Origin of the sequence: Streptomyces fructofermentans, from assembly GCF_014651055.1 — a bacterium.
GTDB classification, from domain to species: domain Bacteria; phylum Actinomycetota; class Actinomycetes; order Streptomycetales; family Streptomycetaceae; genus Streptomyces; species Streptomyces fructofermentans.
Genome location: NZ_BMWD01000006.1, coordinates 347,025 through 364,815, shown reverse-complemented (window position 1 = coordinate 364,815; position 17,791 = coordinate 347,025). Strand labels below are relative to the sequence as shown.

The following is a 17,791-nucleotide window of genomic DNA, read 5'->3' as shown; positions in this document are numbered from 1 at the left end:
TGAAATCCATAATCCCCGCAACCCCTGAACTACAGGGTGTTGCGGGGATCAGTAGAACCCACCCCACCCCCACACCGCCCCCACACCCCCGCGGCACCCCACGCGGTCCGCCGCGCCCCCACGCACGCCCGGACGCGCCGCGCACGGCCGTCCCCCCACCCCTCGCGTCCCCCCACCACCGCGCGTTCCGCGCGACTTCCCGAGGAGCCCGATGAACCCCATGCGCCCGATGAACCCGATACGCCGGCGCGGTCGCCACGTCCGGGGTTCACGCCTCGCTACGGTCGGCGTGTCGGCCGCGGCCACCACCCTGCTGGCGGGGGTGCTCGTGCCGGGAGCACGCGCGGCCGACGAGCCGGGCCGGGAGGCCGTCCTCGGCGACGCGGCGGCCGTGCTCGCCGAGCGGGCCGCAGACCTGGGCCTCACGTCGGCGCAGGACACGCGGGTCCGTGACGTGATCGTCGACGCGGACGGCACCCGCCACGTGCGCTACGACCGCACGTACCGCCGACTGCCCGTCATGGGCGGGGACTTCGTCCTCCACATGGGGCCGGGCGGCGACCACCTCGGCACGGACCGCGCCACCACCCGCCCGATCGCCCTGCCCGGTGTGGAGCCCTCGGTGCCGGCCCCCGAGGCGTCCGACCTGGCCGGCGCCGCGCTGCGGCTCGCGAACGCCGGCGAGACGCTCCGCGCGGTGAGCGCCGCACCACGGCTGGTCGTCGACGCCCTGCACGGCACTCCGAGGCTCGCCTGGCGCACCGAGGCCGCGGGCAAGGACACGCTCGGCAACCCGGTCGCCCGCGTGGTCGTCACCGACGCGCTGGACGGCCGGCAGATCGACGCCTGGGACGGCGTCGCGTCGGCGGGCGGCGACGGCCGCTCCCTCTACAGCGGCAGGGTCCCGCTGGAGACCGCCCCGTCCGGTTCCGGGTACCGGCTGGCCGACCCCACCAGGGGGAGCACCCGCACGGGCGACACCGCGAACAGGACGGACACCTGCCTCCTCGTCATCTGCCTCGGGCGGGCCGCCGCGCCCGTGCTCACGGACACCGACGACCACTGGGGCACCGGGACGGCGCGGGACCGCGCCTCGGCGGCGGTGGACGCGCAGTACGGCACCGGCGCCACATGGGACTACTTCGAGGGCGAGCACGGTCGCAGGGGTGTCGCGGGCGACGGCAAGGGGTCGTTCAACCGCGTGCACTACGGCAACGGCTACAACAACGCCTTCTGGGACGACGGCTGCTTCTGCATGACGTACGGGGACGGCGACGGGACGGCCTTCGGACCGCTGGTGTCCCTGGACGTGGCCGGGCACGAGATGTCCCACGGCGTGACGTCCGCGACGGCGGCACTGACGTACTCGGGCGAGTCCGGCGGGCTGAACGAGGCGACCTCCGACATCTTCGGCACGCTGGTGGAATTCCACGCGGACAACGCCTCGGACCCCGGGGACTGGCTGATCGGCGAGAAGGTCGTGAGGCCCGGCTTCGGCCGCTCCGCCCTGCGGTACATGGACCGGCCCTCCAGGGACGGCGCCTCGGCCGACTGCTGGAGCCCGGCGGTCCGGAGTCTCGACGTCCACCACTCCTCGGGAGTGGCCGACCACTTCGCGTACCTCCTCGCGGAGGGGAGCGGCCCGAGGACGATCGGCGGCGTCGCCCACAACGGCACGACCTGCGACGGCTCCGAGGTGACGGGCATCGGAAGGGACCGGCTCGGTGCCGTCTGGTACCGCGCGCTGACCGTCCACATGACGTCCTCCACCACGTACGCCGGAGCCCGGACGGCCACGCTGAAGGCGGCGGAGGAGCTGTACGGAGCGGACAGCGCCGTGTACGCGGCGGTCGGTGCCGCCTGGTCGGCCGTGTCCGTGAACTGAGCGCGGCGGCGGGTCCCTTCACGCCGCATGCCCTCGAATCCCGCGACGGAGTCGGGGCGTTGGGGGGCCGCCGTGGGCCTGCGGCACCCGCGCCGCCCGCACACCGCCTGCGCCGACCCGCGCCGGGATACGGGCCGTCGGGGTCGTGAGGCCGTCGGGGTCGTGAGGCCGTCGGGACCGTCGGAGTCCGGCCGGTCGCGGTGGGTCCGGGCCGGTCGTGGCGGGTCCCGGCCGTCGGGGTCGGTCCCGGCCGTCGGGGTCGGTCCCGGCCGTCGGGGTCGGTCCGGGCCGTCGCCGGGCGGAAAACACGTGGAGGCGGCCCGGCCCCGGTGGCTACGCTCTGCCGCCCGACCACCCACGGAGGATCATGCCCGGCGCGAGGATGCACCCCGACGAACTCGACATCGACGCGGCGCTGGTGACCCGGCTGGTCGCGGCGCAGTTCCCGCGCTGGGCCGGGCTGCCCGTCGTGCGCGTGCCCTCCGCCGGGACCGACAACGCCATGTACCGGCTCGGCGACGACCTCGTCGTACGGCTGCCGCGGCGGCCCGGCGGGGCGGACCAGGCCGCGAAGGAGCAGCGCTGGCTGCCCCTGATCGCCCCGCACCTCCCGCTGCCGGTGCCGGTACCCGTCGCGTCGGGCACGCCCGGTGAGGGGTACGGGCTGCCGTGGGGGGTGTTCCGCTGGCTGGACGGCGAAACCGTCCTGGACGCGCCCCCCACCGGGCCCGCCGGCCTCGCGGACGCGGCGGTCCGGCTGGGCGGCTTCGTCTCCGCGCTGCGCGCGGCCGACGCCACGGGCGGGCCGCCCTCGTGGCGCGGCGGGCCCCTCACCGACGACCCCGGCGTGCGCGCCGCCGTACGCGGCCTGGCGGCGGACGGCGCGCTGGACGCGCGCGTCGCGACCGCCGCGTGGGAGGACGCCCTGCGGCTGCCCCGGTGGAGCGGCCGCCCGGTCTGGCTGCACGGCGACCTGCTCCCGGGGAACCTGCTCACCGGGAACGGCCGGCTCTCCGCGGTCATCGACTTCGGCGGGCTGGGGGTCGGCGACCCGGCGGCAGACGTGCTCGCCGCCTGGGCCGTGTTCACGCCCGGGACCCGCGAGCTGTTCCGCGCGGCGGCGGGCGTGGACGACGCGACCTGGGCCAGGGGGCGCGGCTGGGCCCTGTACTTCGGCCTGACGGCGGGGCATGAGTACCGGACCACGAACCCCGTGCTCGCCGCCGTGGCCCACCGGACGGTGCGCGAGGCCCTCGCGGAGTACGCCGGAACCTCCTCCTGATCAGTCCGGCCGCCGCCGCGCGGGCCCGGGGCGCCCGGGACGGGGCACAGGCGGCCGGTGGGCCGCGCCCGGCCGCCGCGTCGCCGCCGGCCGGGCGCGCCGCGCACGGTCCGGCGGCCCCGGGGGGTGCCGTCCGGATCGGTCGGCCCGGCTCGCGGCCGCCCTCGGCCGCGCTCATCCGCGTCGCGCCGAACAGCACCGGACCGATCCGGAGGGGCACCCGCTAACCCTCGTACGGACGGACGGACTTCGCGTCGCGCAGCGCCAGCGCCCACCACACCAGCCGGTCGAGCATCACCTTCGCCGCCGCGTCCGCCGCCGCCGGGTCCCGGTGGCGGCCGAGCTCGTCGAAGGACGCGCCGGCGTTGTGGAAGGACACGGAGTCGCGGACGGTGACGGCGTGGAGCTCCGCGAAGACCTGGCGGAGCTGCTCGACGGCACGCAGACCGCCCGAGACGCCGCCGTAGGAGACGAAGGCGACGGGCTTGGCGCGCCACTCGGCGTAGTGCCAGTCGACGAGGGCCTTCAGGGCGGCTGGGAACGAGTGGTTGTACTCGGGAGTGAGGACGACGAACGCCTCCGCGTCCGCTAGCTTCGGCGTCACCTTGGCCAGCTCGGCGGCGACCTCGGGGGACGGGGAGTGCGAGAGAGCCGTCGGGAGCCGGGTGTCCGCCGTGTCGACGACGTCCGCCACGAGGTCGGCGCGGTCGCCCAGGTGGCCGAGGAGCCAGTCCGCGACGACGGGGCCGAAGCGTCCCTCCCGGTTGCTGCCGACGATGACGGCGACCCTGGACGGGCGGGGGACGGAGGCCGGTACGGGGTCGCGGGAGGGAGCCGGCGCCGGGCCGCCGCGGTCGGGGGCGGTCCCGGGCGCGGCGGGGGCGGGGACGGGTCCGGCGGAGGAGGCGGGGGCGGCGGGGGCATCCGTGGCTGGGGTCATGGGGAACACCCTCGTACCTCAATCAAACTTGAGGTCAAGCCGCGGCCCCGGTGCGCCGGTCACCCGTTCACACGTGCCGCCCTCCGGCTTCGCGTTCTCTCCTCCCGCGCGCCGGAAGGGAGGCGGTGACCTGCTGAAACACCGGCGGGCGCGGCATCGCGCGCTCCCGTCCGGCCCCGGTTCACCGCGTTTCTGACGCGCCATCAGAAGGCGAGCGCCGTCGACTGCCCCTTACCTCGAAGAAGCAGGGCACGACCGACGCAGCGGCACATGGGGGTGCCGCGGGCCGTGCCTTCCCGGAGGAGCACGATGCGCCCAGCCCGTCTACTGACCGGTACCGCGCTCGTCGTCGCGGCGGGGTTCGCGGCCGCGCCCGCGTACGGGGCGGACGCCGGATCCCTGGAGGTGTACCCGGCCGCCGTCGCCCCCGGGGCGGAGGTCACCGTGAACACGGCGGGGTGCGGCGCGGACGAGTCGGTCTCGGGTGACGCGGGAGCCGTCGGCGCGGGCGACTTCGCCGTGACGCCCAGCCAGCACGAGGGCGACGCGGTCGGGCAGTTCACGGTGCCGCCGTCCGCGCAGCCGGGCACGTACGAGATCGTCGCGCGCTGCTCCGGCGGCAAGCGACTGGCCGGCGACCTGGTGGTCACGCTCACCTCCGGCCGGGAGACCCCCGGGGCCGCGCGGACGGGCGGCGCGGGCGAGACCAGCGGGGCAGAGGAGTCGCGGAAGCCGGCCGAGCCGCGCGCGAGCGACGGGTCCCGGGCGGCGGACGGGCCGCGGGAGAGCGGCGGGCCGGGGAGGACCGGCGAGGAGACGCGGCCGGGGACGGCCCCGGAGGCCGGGACCACCGGACGGACCGACGGGAGCGTCGGCCCCGTCGGGAGCACCGCGCCCGGCGGGGTCCACCCGAAGGGAAGCGTGAAGACGGGGGTCGGCGGCGCACTCGGCCCCGACCCCGTGCAGACCGCGGCGGGAGTGGCGGCCCTGGCCGTCGCCGCCGCGGGCGGTACCTGGCTCCTGCATCGCCGGGCGAGAGGCGACGGGATCTGACGGACACACTCCGCTGTCCACCGGTACCGCCGTCCCCTCCCCCTCCGGACCCGACGCCCCTCGCGGCCCGGAGGGGGACGCGGGACGGAAGCGTTCGCGGGGCCGCAGGCCCACGCCCAGGAAGGAGGCGCGCGTGCGCCGGTTCCCCGCAGGCCGCCGGTTCCTCCCCGGTCGCCGCCTCCGCCCGGCGCGGCGGCCCGGCACGGTCCGCGCGGGCGCCGTCCCCCTCGTCTCGTCCGTGACCGCCGCCTCCCTGGTCTGCGGCGCCTGGCTGCTGCACAGCGGCTCCGAGACGCACGCCCCGCCGCAGCCCTCGGCCTCGCAGGCCCGCTCGGACGGCGGTCCCGACCGGCCCGCCGCCCCCGCGTTGCCGCCCTCACCGCCCGACCGCGTCCGCATCCCGTCGATCCGGGTGGACGCGCCCCTCATGGGCCTCGGTCTCACCCCGCAGGGCAGCCTCGACGTGCCGCCCGCCGCCAGGAAGAACCTCGCCGGGTGGTACGAGGCGGGCACCACGCCCGGTGAGCGGGGCACGGCGATCGTCGCCGGGCACGTCGACAACGCCGAGGGTCCCGCCGTCTTCTACCGCCTCGGCGCACTGCGGCGGGACAGCACGATCGAGGTCGCCCGCCGGGACGGCACCGTCGCGCTGTTCACGGTGGACGCGGTCGAGGTGTACGACGCCGGGGACTTCCCGGACGAGAAGGTGTACGGGGCCGCCCGGCGCCCGGAACTGCGGGTGATCACCTGCGGCGGCGGATACTCGGCGGCGACCGGCTACCGGGGCAACGTGGTCGTCTTCGCCCACCTGACGGGCAGCCGCTGACGCGGGCACGGGGTCCGGGCGCACGGGGGTACGGGGTGTGCGGGGTGTGCGGGCCGCAGGGGGTACGGGCCCGGGTGCGGCGCGCCGCTCGGGTGCCGGTCCGCGGGACGCCCCGCCCGCCGGGCCCCTGCGGCGTTCGCGTACGTGGGCCCGAGCGTGCGCGCCCCGGGCTCAGAGCCAGAAGTCGTAGGCGAGCTTCGCGACCAGCGCGAAGACCACGGTCAGCAGCACGCCCCGTACGAACGAACTGCCCTTCTTGAGGGCGGTGCGCGCGCCGACCGTGCCGCCCACCAGGTTGAAGACCGCCATCAGCGCGGCGAGCTGCCAGAAGACCGTGCCCTTCCAGGCGAACATCGCGAGCGCGCCCGCGTTGGTGCAGCAGTTGACGATCTTCGCGGTGGCGGAGGCGGTCACCAGGTCGAGGTGCAGGAGCGCGGTGAGCGCGAGCACGAGGAACGTGCCCGTGCCGGGTCCGACGAGACCGTCGTAGAAGCCGATGCCGAGCCCCGCGAGCCCGATCGCCGCGAGCACCCGGCGCGGGGTGACGGGCGCGGACGAGGGCGCCGAGCCGAACGCGGGTCGCATGATCACGAACGTGCCGACGCCGAGCAGGACCACCATGACGACCGGCTTCAGCACCTCGGTGCTCATTCCCGCGGCGACGAACGCCCCGGCCGTGGACCCGGCGAGCGCGGCCAGCCCGATCCGGACGGCCGTACGGACGTCCACGGGGGCCTTTCGCGCGTAGGTGACCGCCGCGCCCGTCGTCCCGACGATCGCCACGGCCTTGTTGGTGCCGAGCGCGTACTGGGCCGCCGACGCCGAGTTCGGCAGGCCGAGCAGCAGCGCGGGCAGCAGCAGGAGCCCGCCGCCGCCCACCACGGCGTCGATCCAGCCCGCGGCGAGTGCGGCAAGGCAGAGGACGACGACCATGGTCAGCGATATGTCGGGCATGATCGCGACTCTAAGGACGGGACGGACGCGGCGTCCATGAGTCCCGGTGAAGCTTGAGGGACTTCTGAGCTTGGTGTTCTCCCCGCGCGGGGCCATTCACGCCACCTCCCGGCAAGGGCCGCGCCGGGGCCCCGCCCACTCCCCCGGCGCCGGCTCACCGGGCCCCCGTACGGCCCGCCGAGAACCCTCACACCGCCGTCCCGGTGCCGCTGAGGGCAGCGTTCCCCACGGGAAACAGTCGTGATGCTGCCGGGTAACACCGGCACCGCACGCTGCGGTCATGACCTCGAATTCGCGTGTGGTGGTGATCGGCGCCGGCCTCGCGGGCGTACGGCTCGCCCGCAGGCTCGCAGAGCTCGGCGTGCCCGCCGTGCTCGTCGGCGACGAGGAGCACACCCCGTACAACCGGGTCCTGCTCGCGGAGGTCCTGGCCGGCCGGTACGCGCCGGAGGTCATCGCGCTGCCGTCGCCCGAGCGGCTGACCCGCGGTCGCGCGGTGCGCGTCGACCGCGCGGAGCGGCGGGTCCACTTCGCCGACGGGTCGGCGATCGCGTACGACACGCTGGTCCTCGCCACCGGCTCCAACCCCGTGCTGCCGCCGCTGCGCGGCCTGTTCTCCCCCGACCGGCACGAACTCCCGGAGGGCATCCACGCGTTCCGCACGATGGACGACTGCCTGGGCCTGTCCGGCGCCGTGCGCCCCGGGGTCAGGGCCGTCGTGATCGGCGGGGGCCTCCTCGGGGTCTCGGCCGCCCGGGCGCTCGCCGAACGCGGCGCCCAGGTGGTGCTCGCCCAGCAGTCCGAGCGGCTGATGGAACGGCAGCTCGACCCGCCGGCGTCCGCGCTGGTGCTGCGGCACCTGAAGGACCGGGGCGTCGAGGTGCACACCGAGTGCCGGGTCCGCGGTGTGCGCTGCGTCGGCGGCGCGGTGCGCTCGGTCGAGATGGCCGACGGCTACACCCTCGGCGCCGACCTCGTGGTCCTCGCCTGCGGCGTGCACCCGCGGGTGGGGCTGGCACAGGACGCCGGGCTCGCCGTGCACAGGGGCGTCATCGTCGACGACGAACTGCGCACCTCCGACCCGAACATCCGGGCGATCGGCGACTGCGCGCAGCACGACGGCCGGGTCTACGGCCTGGCGGCGCCCGCGCTCGAACAGGCCGAGGTACTGGCCGGGCTGCTGGCCGGCACCGCGGCGGCCGGCACCGCCGCCGGCTACACCGGGACCCGCGCCCTGACCCGGCTGACCCTCGCCTCCGGCACCCCGCTCGACCTCGCCGCCTTCGGCGAGCCCACGCCCCGTCCGGGCGACGACGTGATCCAGCTCGCCGACGCCACCCGCGGCACCTACCGCAAGGTCGTCGTGCGCGACGACCGGCTGGTCGGCGGCGTGCTCGTCGGCGAACTCGGCACCGTCGGCGCGCTCGCCCGCGCCTGGGAGGGAGCGGAGCCGCTCCCCACGGACGGCGCTCCGCTGCTCCACCTGCTCACCAACGATGGAGGCTCCTGATGTCCGCCACCCCGAGGGCCACCCCCACGATCGTGCTCGTCGGCCACGGCATGGTCGGCCAGCGCTTCCTCGAAGCGCTCGCCGAACGCGGCCTGACCGCCACGCACCGCGTGGTCGTGCTCTGCGAGGAGCCGCGCCCGGCCTACGACCGCGTACAGCTCACCTCGTACTTCGCGGGCCGCACCCCCGAGGAACTGTCCGTGACGGACATGGAGTTCATCGAGGACCACGGGATCGAACTGCACGTGGGCGACCCCGCCACGGCCGTCGACCGGGACGCGCGGACGGTGACGGCTCGCTCCGGGCTGGTCGTCGCGTACGACACGCTGGTCCTCGCCACCGGTTCGTTCCCCTTCGTGCCGCCCGTGCCCGGCAAGGACGCCGACGGCTGCTTCGTCTACCGCACCATCGAGGACCTGCTCGCCATCGAGGAGTACGCGAAGGCCCGGGCGACGACCGGGGCCGTGGTCGGCGGCGGGCTGCTCGGCCTGGAGGCCGCCGGGGCCCTCAAGGGGCTCGGACTCGGCACGCACATCGTGGAGTTCGCGCCGCGCCTGATGCCCGTGCAGGTCGACGAGGGCGGCGGCGCGGCGCTGCTGCGCACCATCGAGGACATGGGCCTGAGCGTCCACACCGGCACCGGTACCCAGGAGATCCTGACCGGTGGCGACGGCGCCGTGACGGGCATGAGGCTCTCCGACGGTTCGACCATCGCCACGGACCTCGTGGTGTTCTCGGCCGGGGTGCGCCCTCGCGACGCCCTCGCGCGGGAGTGCGGGCTCAGCGTGGGGGAGCGCGGCGGCATCAGCGTCGACGAGCAGTGCCGCACGGTCGGTGACCCGCACGTCTTCGCGATCGGCGAGTGCGCGCTGGCCTCTGACGGCCGGGTGTACGGACTGGTCGCGCCCGGCTACGAGATGGCCGAGACGGCGGCGGCGACGATCGCCGCCGACGAGGCCGCGTTCACCGGCGCAGACCTCTCCACCAAGCTGAAGCTCCTCGGCGTCGACGTCGCCTCGTTCGGCGACGCGCACGGGGCCGCCGAGGACTGCCTGGACGTCGTCTACGCGGACTCCCGCTCGGGCACGTACAAGAAGCTGGTCATCGGACGGGACGGGCGGCTGCTCGGCGGCATCCTGGTCGGCGACGCGGACGCCTACGGCACCCTGCGCGCCTTCACCGGCTCGGTGCCGCCCGTCGCCCCCGAGCAGCTGGTCCTGCCGGCCGGCGCCGGCGCCCCCGTCCAGCTCGGCCCGTCCGCCCTGCCGGACGAGGCGATCATCTGCTCCTGCCACAACGTCACCAAGGGAGCGGTCCGCGGCGCGGTCACCGAGCACGCGTGCACGACGGTGCCCGAGGTCAAGAAGTGCACCAAGGCCGGCACCGGGTGCGGCAGTTGCGTGAAGGTACTGGGCCAGCTCGTCACCGCCGAGCTGGAGGCGAGCGGCGTCGAGGTCGACAAGGGCCTGTGCGGCTGCTTCGCGCAGACCCGCGAGGAGCTGTACGAGATCGTCCTCGCCCTGCGCGTCACCTCGTACCGGCAACTCCTGGACCGGCACGGCCGCGAGGACGCGCGCGGCGGCGACGGCTGCGAGGTCTGCAAGCCCGCGGTCGGCTCGATCATCGCCTCGCTGGCGCCCACGATCGGCGCGGACGGCCATGTCCTGGACGGCGAGCAGGCCTCTCTCCAGGACACCAACGACCATTTCCTCGCCAACCTCCAGAAGAACGGCTCGTACTCGATCGTGCCGCGCATCCCCGGTGGCGAGATCACTCCGGAGAAGCTCATCGTGATCGGCGAGGTGGCACGGGACTTCGGCCTCTACACCAAGATCACGGGCGGTCAGCGGATCGACATGTTCGGCGCCCGCGTCGAACAGCTCCCGCTGATCTGGGCCCGGCTGGTGGACGCGGGCTTCGAGTCGGGGCACGCGTACGGGAAGTCGCTGCGCACGGTGAAGTCCTGTGTGGGGCAGACCTGGTGCCGGTACGGGGTGCAGGACTCGGTGCGCATGGCCATCGACCTGGAGCTGCGCTACCGCGGGCTCAGGTCCCCGCACAAACTGAAGTCGGCGGTGTCCGGGTGCGCCCGCGAGTGCGCCGAGGCCCAGTCGAAGGACTTCGGTGTGATCGCCACGGCCAACGGCTGGAACCTGTACGTGGGAGGCAACGGCGGCGCGACGCCGCGCCACGCGGACCTGCTCGCCCAGGACCTGTCGGACGCCGAACTGGTCCGGCTGATCGACCGGTTCCTGATGTTCTACATCCGCACGGCCGACCGTCTGGAGCGCACCTCCACATGGCTGGAGCGGATCGCCGGCGGCCTCGACCACGTGCGCGACGTGGTGGTCCACGACTCCCTCGGCATCTGCGAGGAACTGGAGTCCCTGATGGCCGCGCACGTCGCCGCCTACCGCGACGAGTGGTCCGAGACGATCAACGACCCCGAGAAGCTGTCGCGCTTCGTGTCCTTCGTGAACGCGCCGGACACTCCCGACCCCGTCGTCGGGTTCGTCCCCGAGCGCGACCAGATCAAGCCCGACCTGCCGCTGCTGGCCATCGGCACGCGCCCCCGCGCCCTCGGTTCCGCCCCGATGGGCGGGACCCCCCTCCTGGAAGGAAGCGCCCAGCGATGACCATCGCACCAGAGACGACGGCCCTGAAGCTCCAACTCCGGCTCGACGACGACTGGTTCACGGTCTGCGACCCGACCGTGCTGACGCCGGGGCGCGGGGTGGCGGCCCTGCTGCCCGACGGGCGCCAGGCGGCGCTGTTCCTGGACCGCGCGGGGCGCATGTACGCGATCGACAACTGCGACCCGTTCTCCGGTGCCGCCGTGCTGTCCCGCGGGCTGACCGGCACCCACCGGGGCCGCCCGTTCGTCGCCTCGCCGCTCCTGAAGCAGCGCTTCGATCTGGAGTCCGGGCAGTGCCTGGACGACGAGACGGTGGCGGTGGCGACGTACGAGGTGCGTACGCGCTGAGGGTCAGGCGGTCCCCGCGGGACCGCGACCGGAACGCGCGGCGGGCCACCCGCCCGGGGTGGGTGCCCGGCGGGCCGCTCCTCATAGGGTGGGGGCCCACCCGACGCCGAGGGAGCCAGGGCCATGACCCGCTGGAAAGCGCACGACATCCCCGACCAGAGCGGCCGCACGGCCGTCGTCACCGGGGCGAACAGCGGGATCGGGTACGTCACAGCCCGCGAGCTGGCCCGGCGGGGCGCCCGGGTGGTGCTGGCCTGCCGCAGCGAGGCGCGCGGGACGGAGGCGGTGGCCCGGCTGACCGCCGAAGTGCCGGGCGCGGACGCCGGGTTCCGGCGGCTGGACCTCGGAGACCTGTCCTCGGTACGGGAGTTCGCTTCCGCCCAGGCGCGCGAGCACGACCGGCTGGACCTGCTCGTCAACAACGCGGGCGTGATGGCGCTGCCGCCGGGGCGGACCGCCGACGGCTTCGAGACGCAGTTCGGGGTCAACCACCTCGGGCACTTCGCCCTCACCGGACTCCTGCTGCCGGCCCTGCTCGGCACCCCCGGCGCCCGGGTCGTGAGCCTTTCGAGCGCGATGCACGCGGTGTCGAACATCGACCTCGACGACCTCGACTGCGAGCGCTCGTACGGGCGTTGGACGGCGTACGGGCGCTCGAAGACCGCGAACCTGCTCTTCGTGCACGAGCTGGCGCGCCGCCTCGCCGCGGCCGGCTCGGACGTCGTGGCGGCGGCCGCGCACCCCGGCTACGCGTCCACCAACCTCCAGGCGGCGGGTCCGCGGATGGAGGGCCGCACGGGGGCCGAGCGGCTCTTCCGGATCGGCAACCGCGTCGTCGCCCAGTCCGCCGACGCGGGCGCCCTGCCCACGCTGTACGCGGCGACCGCCCCCGGTGTGCGGCCGGACTCGTTCACCGGCCCCGCGATCCTCGGCTGGCGCGGCTCGCCGGCCCGCTCGTGGCGGGCCCGCTGGACGCTCGACGACACGGCGGGACGGCTGCTCTGGGAGGCGTCGGAGCGGTTGACGGGAGTCGCGTACGACGGCTCGCGGGCCTGACGCCCGGGCGGGCGGTCCGACCACACTAGTGGCGCGTACACGTCACCCTGCGTCCATGGCGCGTCCACCCCGCGCTTCTAGGCTCCGGCGGTGCGCGACCCCGTCGCCGACCGGCGGACGGGGCGGTCACTGCACCCCCTTGGAGCGACAGTGGAACGTCGTACCCTCCTGCGCGCGGCCGTCCTCGGCGGTTCGTCCGCCGCCTTCGGCGGAACCCTGTGGCGCGGCGCCGCGTACGCCGCGCCGGCCCAGCCCGGCAGCGGCCCGTACGGGGCGCTCGGCGCGGCCGACGCGAACGGCCTCGCGCTGCCCGGCGGCTTCACCGGCCGGGTGGTGGCCCGATCGGGCCGGGCCGTGCCCGGCACCTCGTACACCTGGCACAACGCTCCCGACGGCGGGGCCTGTTACGCGGACGGCACCGGCTGGATCTACGTCTCCAACTCGGAGGTCGACCCGTCGGGCGGCGCGAGCGCGCTGAGGTTCTCGTCGGCGGGCACGGTCACCGGCGCGTACCGCATCCTGTCCGGCACGCGGCAGAACTGCGCGGGCGGGCGGACGCCGTGGAACACCTGGCTGTCCTGCGAGGAGGTGTCCCTCGGGTACGTCTACGAGACCGACCCCTGGGGCGTCGCCGCGGCGGTGCGCCGGACCGCCATGGGCCGGTTCAAGCACGAGGCGGCGGCCGCCGATCCGGTCCGCCGGGTGGTCTACCTGACCGAGGACGAGACGAACGGCCGCTTCTACCGCTTCGTGTCGGCGGCCTGGGGCGACCTGTCCGCCGGCACCCTCCAGGTGATGGTCGCGGGCACCGCCACGTCCGGCTCGTTCACCTGGGCGGACGTCCCGGACCCTGACGGCTCCCCGACGAGCACGCGCACCCAGGTCCCGGGGTCGAAGTCCTTCAACGGCGGCGAGGGGTGCCACTACGCCGACGACAGGGTCTGGTTCACGACCAAGGGCGACAACCGGGTCTGGCAGCTGGACCTGGCGGCCGGTACGTACGAACTCGCCTACGACGACTCGCTGGTGACCTCGGGGTCGGCCCCGCTGACCGGTGTCGACAACATCACCGGGTCGTCCTCCGGAGACCTGTTCGTCGCCGAGGACGGCGGCACCATGGAGATCTGCGTGATCACGCCGGGCGGCGTGGTCGCCCCGTTCCTGCGCGTCGAGGGCCAGTCCGGCTCGGAGATCACGGGGCCCGCCTTCTCCCCCGACGGCACCCGCCTCTACTTCTCCAGCCAGCGCGGCACCAGCGGCAGTTCCTCGGGCGGCATCACGTACGAGGTCAGGGGGCCGTTCCGCGCGTAGCGGCTCCGCGGGGGCGGTGGACCGTGAGCGGAGAGCTACCGTCCGGTCACGTCACGTTCGCATCACGGGTCCGCCAATCCGCCCCCGCACCAGCCGTCCCCCCATACTTTCGTCACCTCGCATCCGACTGGTCGCACTGCGTGATCATGCGTACGGATATCGACCGAAACCTGGGGGCCCCTCCGTGAACCTGTTCAGCAAGCCCGCCGCCGTGGCCGTGACCGCACTCGCGCTGGCCGCCCTGCCGGCCGCCGCCGTGGCCCACGACGGCAGCCACCCCTTCGCGAACTGCACCGAGGCGTACGACAACGGGTACGCCAACATCCGCCTGGGCGACGCGCACTACGCCGAGCGGCTCGACCGCGACAAGGACGGCATCGGCTGCGACAAGCCGCCCGCCGACTTCGTCCCCGCACAGTCGGGCGCGGACTCGGGCGCGGACGGGGACGGGGAGGGGGCCGAGGACTCGGGCGCCGAGGACACCGCCGCGGGCACCTCGGACGGGCAGGACACGGACCTGGCGGAGACAGGCGGCAGCGACGTCACCCCGTACCTGGCGGCCGGCAGCGCGGTCGCCCTGCTCGCCGGAGGCGCCGTACTGATCACGGCCCGCCGCCGCGAGCACCGGGACACCCCCTGAGCCCACGGCGACGAGACGGCCCCGTGCGGCTCGCGAGCCGCACGGGGCCGCTCGGGGACGGCCCTCCGGGGAGGTCACCCGAATGGCGTACTCGGCAAAATCCCGAAGCGGCTACGACCTGCGCACCGAGACCCACGCGATGGGTTCGGACCACTACGACCACACCCCCACCCTCCTGCCCTGGCACCGGGAGTTCCTCCGGACCTTCGAGGCGGCCCTGCCGACCGAGCCCGGCGGGCAGACGCTCACGATTCCGTACACGGGGGCTTCGATCTCGCCGCGTGCCTCGATCACATCCTGTACGCGCAGGGCGTGCCGATCACCGGTCGGCGCCCCGAGGAGATCCTTCTGCAGTGAAGCGTGTCAGGGCAGCCCGCCCGGCCGGCGGCCCTGCTCGACGGTCGCCCGGCCACGCCGAAGGGGCGGCACCCCCGCACAGGGTGCCGCCCCTTCTTCCTCGCGCGCCGGGGCCGTTCGCCCGCCGGTGAGGGTCGGGTGGCGGGCGGGGCTCCGGGGTCGGTGGCCTACCGGTGGTCGCTGCCCTGCGAGGTGGACGCCGCGCGGCCGGCCTCGAGGCGTGCCACCGGGATCCGGAACGGGGAGCAGGACACGTAGTCGAGTCCGACCTCGTGGAAGAAGTGCACGGACTCCGGGTCGCCGCCGTGCTCGCCGCAGACTCCGAGCTTCAGGTCGGGGCGGGTCGCGCGGCCGGCCTCCACCGCGGACTTCACCAGGGAGCCGACGCCGTCCTTGTCGATGGTCTCGAAGGGGCTGACGCCGAAGATGCCCTTCTCCAGGTACGCCGTGAAGAAGGAGGCCTCCACGTCGTCGCGGCTGAAGCCCCACACCGTCTGGGTGAGGTCGTTGGTGCCGAAGGAGAAGAACTCGGCGGCCTCGGCGATCTGACCGGCCGTCAGCGCGGCGCGCGGCAGTTCGATCATCGTGCCGATCGCCAGCTTCAGGTGGACGCCGGTGGCGGCCTCGACCTCGGCGATGACCTGGTCGGCCTCCTCGCGGACGATCTCCAGCTCCTGGACCGTGCCCACGAGCGGGATCATGATCTCCGCGCGCGGGTCGCCCTTGGCGTTCCTGCGCTCGGCGGCGGCCTCCGCGATGGCCCGTACCTGCATGGTGAACAGGCCGGGGATGACCAGGCCGAGGCGGACGCCGCGCAGGCCCAGCATCGGGTTCGACTCGTGCAGCCGGTGCACCGCCTGGAGCAGGCGCAGGTCGTTCTCGTTGGCGTCCTTGCGGGACTCGGCGAGCGCGACCCGCACCGACAGCTCGGTGATGTCGGGGAGGAACTCGTGCAGCGGCGGGTCCAGGAGACGGACCGTGACCGGGAGGCCGTCCATCGCCGAGAACAGCTCGACGAAGTCCTTCTTCTGCAGCGGCAGGAGCGCCTTCAGGGACGCCTCGCGCTCGGCGTCGGTGTCCGCGAGGATCAGACGCTCGACCAGCTCGCGGCGGTCGCCGAGGAACATGTGCTCGGTGCGGCACAGGCCGATGCCCTGGGCGCCGAAACGGCGGGCGCGCAGAGCGTCCTCGGCGTTGTCGGCGTTGGCGCGTACGCGCAGGCTGCGCTTGCGGTCGGCGAAGGCCATGATCCGGTGGACGGCCTCGACCAGCTCGTCGGCGTCGTCGGCGCCGGCGTGCATCCGGCCCTCGAAGTACTCGACGACCGGGGACGGGACGACGGGGACCTCGCCCAGGTAGACCTTGCCGCTCGACCCGTCGATCGAGATGAGGTCGCCCTCCTCGACGACGTGCCCGCCGGGCACCGTCATCCGGCGGCGCTTGGTGTCGACCTCCAGCTCCTCTGCGCCGCAGACACAGGTCTTGCCCATGCCGCGCGCGACGACGGCCGCGTGGGAGGTCTTGCCGCCGCGCGAGGTCAGGATGCCCTCGGCCGCGATCATGCCGTCCAGGTCGTCGGGGTTCGTCTCGCGGCGGACCAGGATGACCTTCTCGCCGGAACGGGACCACTTCACCGCGGTGTACGAGTCGAAGACCGCCTTGCCGACCGCGGCGCCCGGCGACGCGGCGATGCCCCGGCCGACCTGCCGGACCTTCGCGTCCTCGTCGAAGCGGGGGAACATCAGCTGGGCGAGCTGGGCGCCCGTCACCCGCTGGAGCGCCTCGGCCTCGTCGATGAGCCCCTGGTCGACGAGCTGGGTCGCGATACGGAAGGCGGCACCGGCCGTGCGCTTGCCGACCCGCGTCTGGAGCATCCACAACTGTCCGCGCTCGATGGTGAACTCGATGTCGCAGAGGTCCTTGTAGTGGTTCTCCAGCGTCTCCATGATCTGCATGAGCTGGTCGTACGACTTCTTGTCGATCTGCTCCAGCTCGGCGAGCGGGACGGTGTTGCGGATACCCGCGACCACGTCCTCGCCCTGCGCGTTCTGCAGGTAGTCGCCGTACACGCCCTGGTGGCCGGAGGCCGGGTCGCGGGTGAACGCGACGCCTGTGCCCGAGTCGGGGCCGAGGTTGCCGAAGACCATGGAACAGACGTTGACGGCCGTGCCGAGGTCGTGCGGGATGCGCTCCTGGCGGCGGTAGAGCTTGGCGCGCTCGGTGTTCCAGGAGTCGAAGACCGCGTGGATTGCGAGGTCCATCTGCTCGCGCGGGTCCTGCGGGAAGTCCCGGCCGGCCTCGGTCTTGACGATCTTCTTGAACTTGGTGACGAGCCGCTTGAGGTCGGCCGCCTCCAGGTCGGTGTCGACCGTGACCTTCTTGGCGGTCTTGGCCGCCTCCAGGGCGTCCTCGAACAGTTCGCCGTCGACGCCGAGGACCGTCTTGCCGAACATCTGGATGAGGCGGCGGTACGAGTCCCACGCGAAGCGGTCGTCGCCGGCCTGCTTCGCCAGGCCCTGCACGGACCTGTCGGAGAGCCCGATGTTGAGGACGGTGTCCATCATGCCGGGCATGGAGAACTTCGCCCCGGAGCGGACCGACACGAGGAGGGGGTCGTCGGCCTGGCCGAGCCGCTTGGCCATCCTGGCCTCGAGCGCGTCGAGGTGCGCACTCACCTCGTCACGCAGTGCCGCCGGCTCCTCGCCGCTGTCGAGGTAGGTCTTGCAGGCCTCGGTGGTGATGGTGAAGCCGGGCGGGACGGGAAGGCCCAGGTTGGTCATCTCGGCGAGGTTGGCACCCTTGCCGCCGAGAAGGTCCTTGAGGTCCTTGTTGCCCTCCGTGAAGTCGTAAACGAACTTCGTTCCGCCGACACCACTGTCGCCGCTCTCGGCTACGTGGGGATCTTTGTTTTCCGACACGGGTCTCGACTCCTCGAGGACGCGGTGGCTGCCCTGACGGGCAGGAACATACCCAGATCGAAGGCACCTGGGTACG

Annotated in this window: 12 protein-coding genes and 2 pseudogenes; 11 read left to right on the top strand and 3 right to left on the bottom strand. The window is 74.1% G+C overall.

Annotation, left to right across the window (positions count from 1 at the left end):
* Nucleotides 1-229: 229 nt before the first annotated feature.
* On the top strand, nt 230-1,885 hold the full coding sequence (locus tag IE265_RS11810; protein WP_190035429.1) for a M4 family metallopeptidase: 1,656 nt from the start codon (nt 230-232) through the stop codon (nt 1,883-1,885).
* A gap of 367 nt (nt 1,886-2,252) precedes the next feature.
* On the top strand, nt 2,253-3,167 hold the full coding sequence (locus IE265_RS11805) for an aminoglycoside phosphotransferase family protein (protein WP_190035416.1): 915 nt from the start codon (nt 2,253-2,255) through the stop codon (nt 3,165-3,167).
* Nucleotides 3,168-3,390: 223 nt separating this feature from the next.
* Here IE265_RS11805 and IE265_RS11800 read toward each other — a convergent pair whose 3' ends face one another.
* Nucleotides 3,391-4,107 carry an NADPH-dependent FMN reductase gene (locus IE265_RS11800; RefSeq protein WP_190035415.1) on the bottom strand — a complete coding sequence of 239 codons (717 nt, stop codon included), beginning with the start codon at nt 4,105-4,107 and terminating at the stop codon, nt 3,391-3,393.
* A gap of 903 nt (nt 4,108-5,010) precedes the next feature.
* On the opposite strand from IE265_RS11800, the pseudogene IE265_RS39535 reads away from it, so the two are divergent.
* Both IE265_RS39535 and IE265_RS11790 read left to right on the top strand, forming a co-directional pair.
* Nucleotides 5,011-5,160, top strand: a pseudogene (locus IE265_RS39535) (GVDTG sorting domain-containing protein); the annotation flags it as partial.
* A 238-nt stretch (nt 5,161-5,398) separates the two neighbouring features.
* Nucleotides 5,399-5,986: a class F sortase gene (locus tag IE265_RS11790; protein ID WP_229916133.1), complete on the top strand. Its 588-nt coding sequence runs from the start codon at nt 5,399-5,401 to the stop codon at nt 5,984-5,986.
* A 171-nt stretch (nt 5,987-6,157) separates the two neighbouring features.
* Here IE265_RS11790 and IE265_RS11785 read toward each other — a convergent pair whose 3' ends face one another.
* Nucleotides 6,158-6,940, bottom strand: coding sequence for a sulfite exporter TauE/SafE family protein (locus tag IE265_RS11785; RefSeq protein WP_190035412.1), 783 nt, complete (start codon nt 6,938-6,940; stop codon nt 6,158-6,160).
* Between the two features lie 280 nt (nt 6,941-7,220).
* On the opposite strand from IE265_RS11785, the gene IE265_RS11780 reads away from it, so the two are divergent.
* From IE265_RS11780 to IE265_RS39270, 7 genes and pseudogenes are all read left to right on the top strand, one after another.
* Nucleotides 7,221-8,450: an NAD(P)/FAD-dependent oxidoreductase gene (locus IE265_RS11780; protein WP_190035411.1), complete on the top strand. Its 1,230-nt coding sequence runs from the start codon at nt 7,221-7,223 to the stop codon at nt 8,448-8,450.
* A complete protein-coding gene (gene nirB, locus IE265_RS11775) occupies nt 8,450-11,086 on the top strand; it encodes a nitrite reductase large subunit NirB (RefSeq protein ID WP_190035410.1) in 2,637 nt (878 codons plus the stop codon). The genes IE265_RS11780 and nirB overlap by 1 nt, the downstream gene beginning before the upstream one ends.
* Nucleotides 11,083-11,433: a nitrite reductase small subunit NirD gene (nirD, locus tag IE265_RS11770; protein WP_190035409.1), complete on the top strand. Its 351-nt coding sequence runs from the start codon at nt 11,083-11,085 to the stop codon at nt 11,431-11,433. The genes nirB and nirD overlap by 4 nt, the downstream gene beginning before the upstream one ends.
* 123 nt (nt 11,434-11,556) lie before the next feature.
* Nucleotides 11,557-12,489, top strand: coding sequence for an oxidoreductase (locus IE265_RS11765; RefSeq protein WP_190035408.1), 933 nt, complete (start codon nt 11,557-11,559; stop codon nt 12,487-12,489).
* Between the two features lie 150 nt (nt 12,490-12,639).
* Nucleotides 12,640-13,800 (top strand): alkaline phosphatase PhoX, encoded by a 1,161-nt coding sequence (locus IE265_RS11760; protein ID WP_190035407.1) that lies wholly within the window; start codon nt 12,640-12,642, stop codon nt 13,798-13,800.
* A gap of 184 nt (nt 13,801-13,984) precedes the next feature.
* The gene (locus IE265_RS11755; protein WP_190035406.1) at nt 13,985-14,440 is read left to right on the top strand and encodes an excalibur calcium-binding domain-containing protein; all 456 of its coding nucleotides are present in this window, start codon (nt 13,985-13,987) and stop codon (nt 14,438-14,440) included.
* Nucleotides 14,441-14,522: 82 nt separating this feature from the next.
* Nucleotides 14,523-14,639, top strand: a pseudogene (locus IE265_RS39270) (hypothetical protein); the annotation flags it as partial.
* Between the two features lie 325 nt (nt 14,640-14,964).
* On the opposite strand, the gene ppdK reads toward IE265_RS39270, so the two are convergent.
* Nucleotides 14,965-17,715 carry a pyruvate, phosphate dikinase gene (ppdK, locus tag IE265_RS11750; RefSeq protein WP_190035405.1) on the bottom strand — a complete coding sequence of 917 codons (2,751 nt, stop codon included), beginning with the start codon at nt 17,713-17,715 and terminating at the stop codon, nt 14,965-14,967.
* Between the last annotated feature and the right edge of the window lie 76 nt (nt 17,716-17,791).

Excerpts from the sequence above, each read along its gene's own strand:
- IE265_RS11810 (WP_190035429.1), top strand. The coding sequence starts at position 230 with ATGAACCCGATACGCCGGCGCGGTCGCCACGTCCGGGGTTCACGCCTC.
- IE265_RS11805 (WP_190035416.1), top strand. The coding sequence starts at position 2,253 with ATGCCCGGCGCGAGGATGCACCCCGACGAACTCGACATCGACGCGGCG.
- IE265_RS11800 (WP_190035415.1), bottom strand. The coding sequence starts at position 4,107 with ATGACCCCAGCCACGGATGCCCCCGCCGCCCCCGCCTCCTCCGCCGGA.
- IE265_RS11785 (WP_190035412.1), bottom strand. The coding sequence starts at position 6,940 with ATGCCCGACATATCGCTGACCATGGTCGTCGTCCTCTGCCTTGCCGCA.
- IE265_RS11780 (WP_190035411.1), top strand. The coding sequence starts at position 7,221 with ATGACCTCGAATTCGCGTGTGGTGGTGATCGGCGCCGGCCTCGCGGGC.
- nirB (WP_190035410.1), top strand. The coding sequence starts at position 8,450 with ATGTCCGCCACCCCGAGGGCCACCCCCACGATCGTGCTCGTCGGCCAC.
- nirD (WP_190035409.1), top strand. The coding sequence starts at position 11,083 with ATGACCATCGCACCAGAGACGACGGCCCTGAAGCTCCAACTCCGGCTC.
- IE265_RS11765 (WP_190035408.1), top strand. The coding sequence starts at position 11,557 with ATGACCCGCTGGAAAGCGCACGACATCCCCGACCAGAGCGGCCGCACG.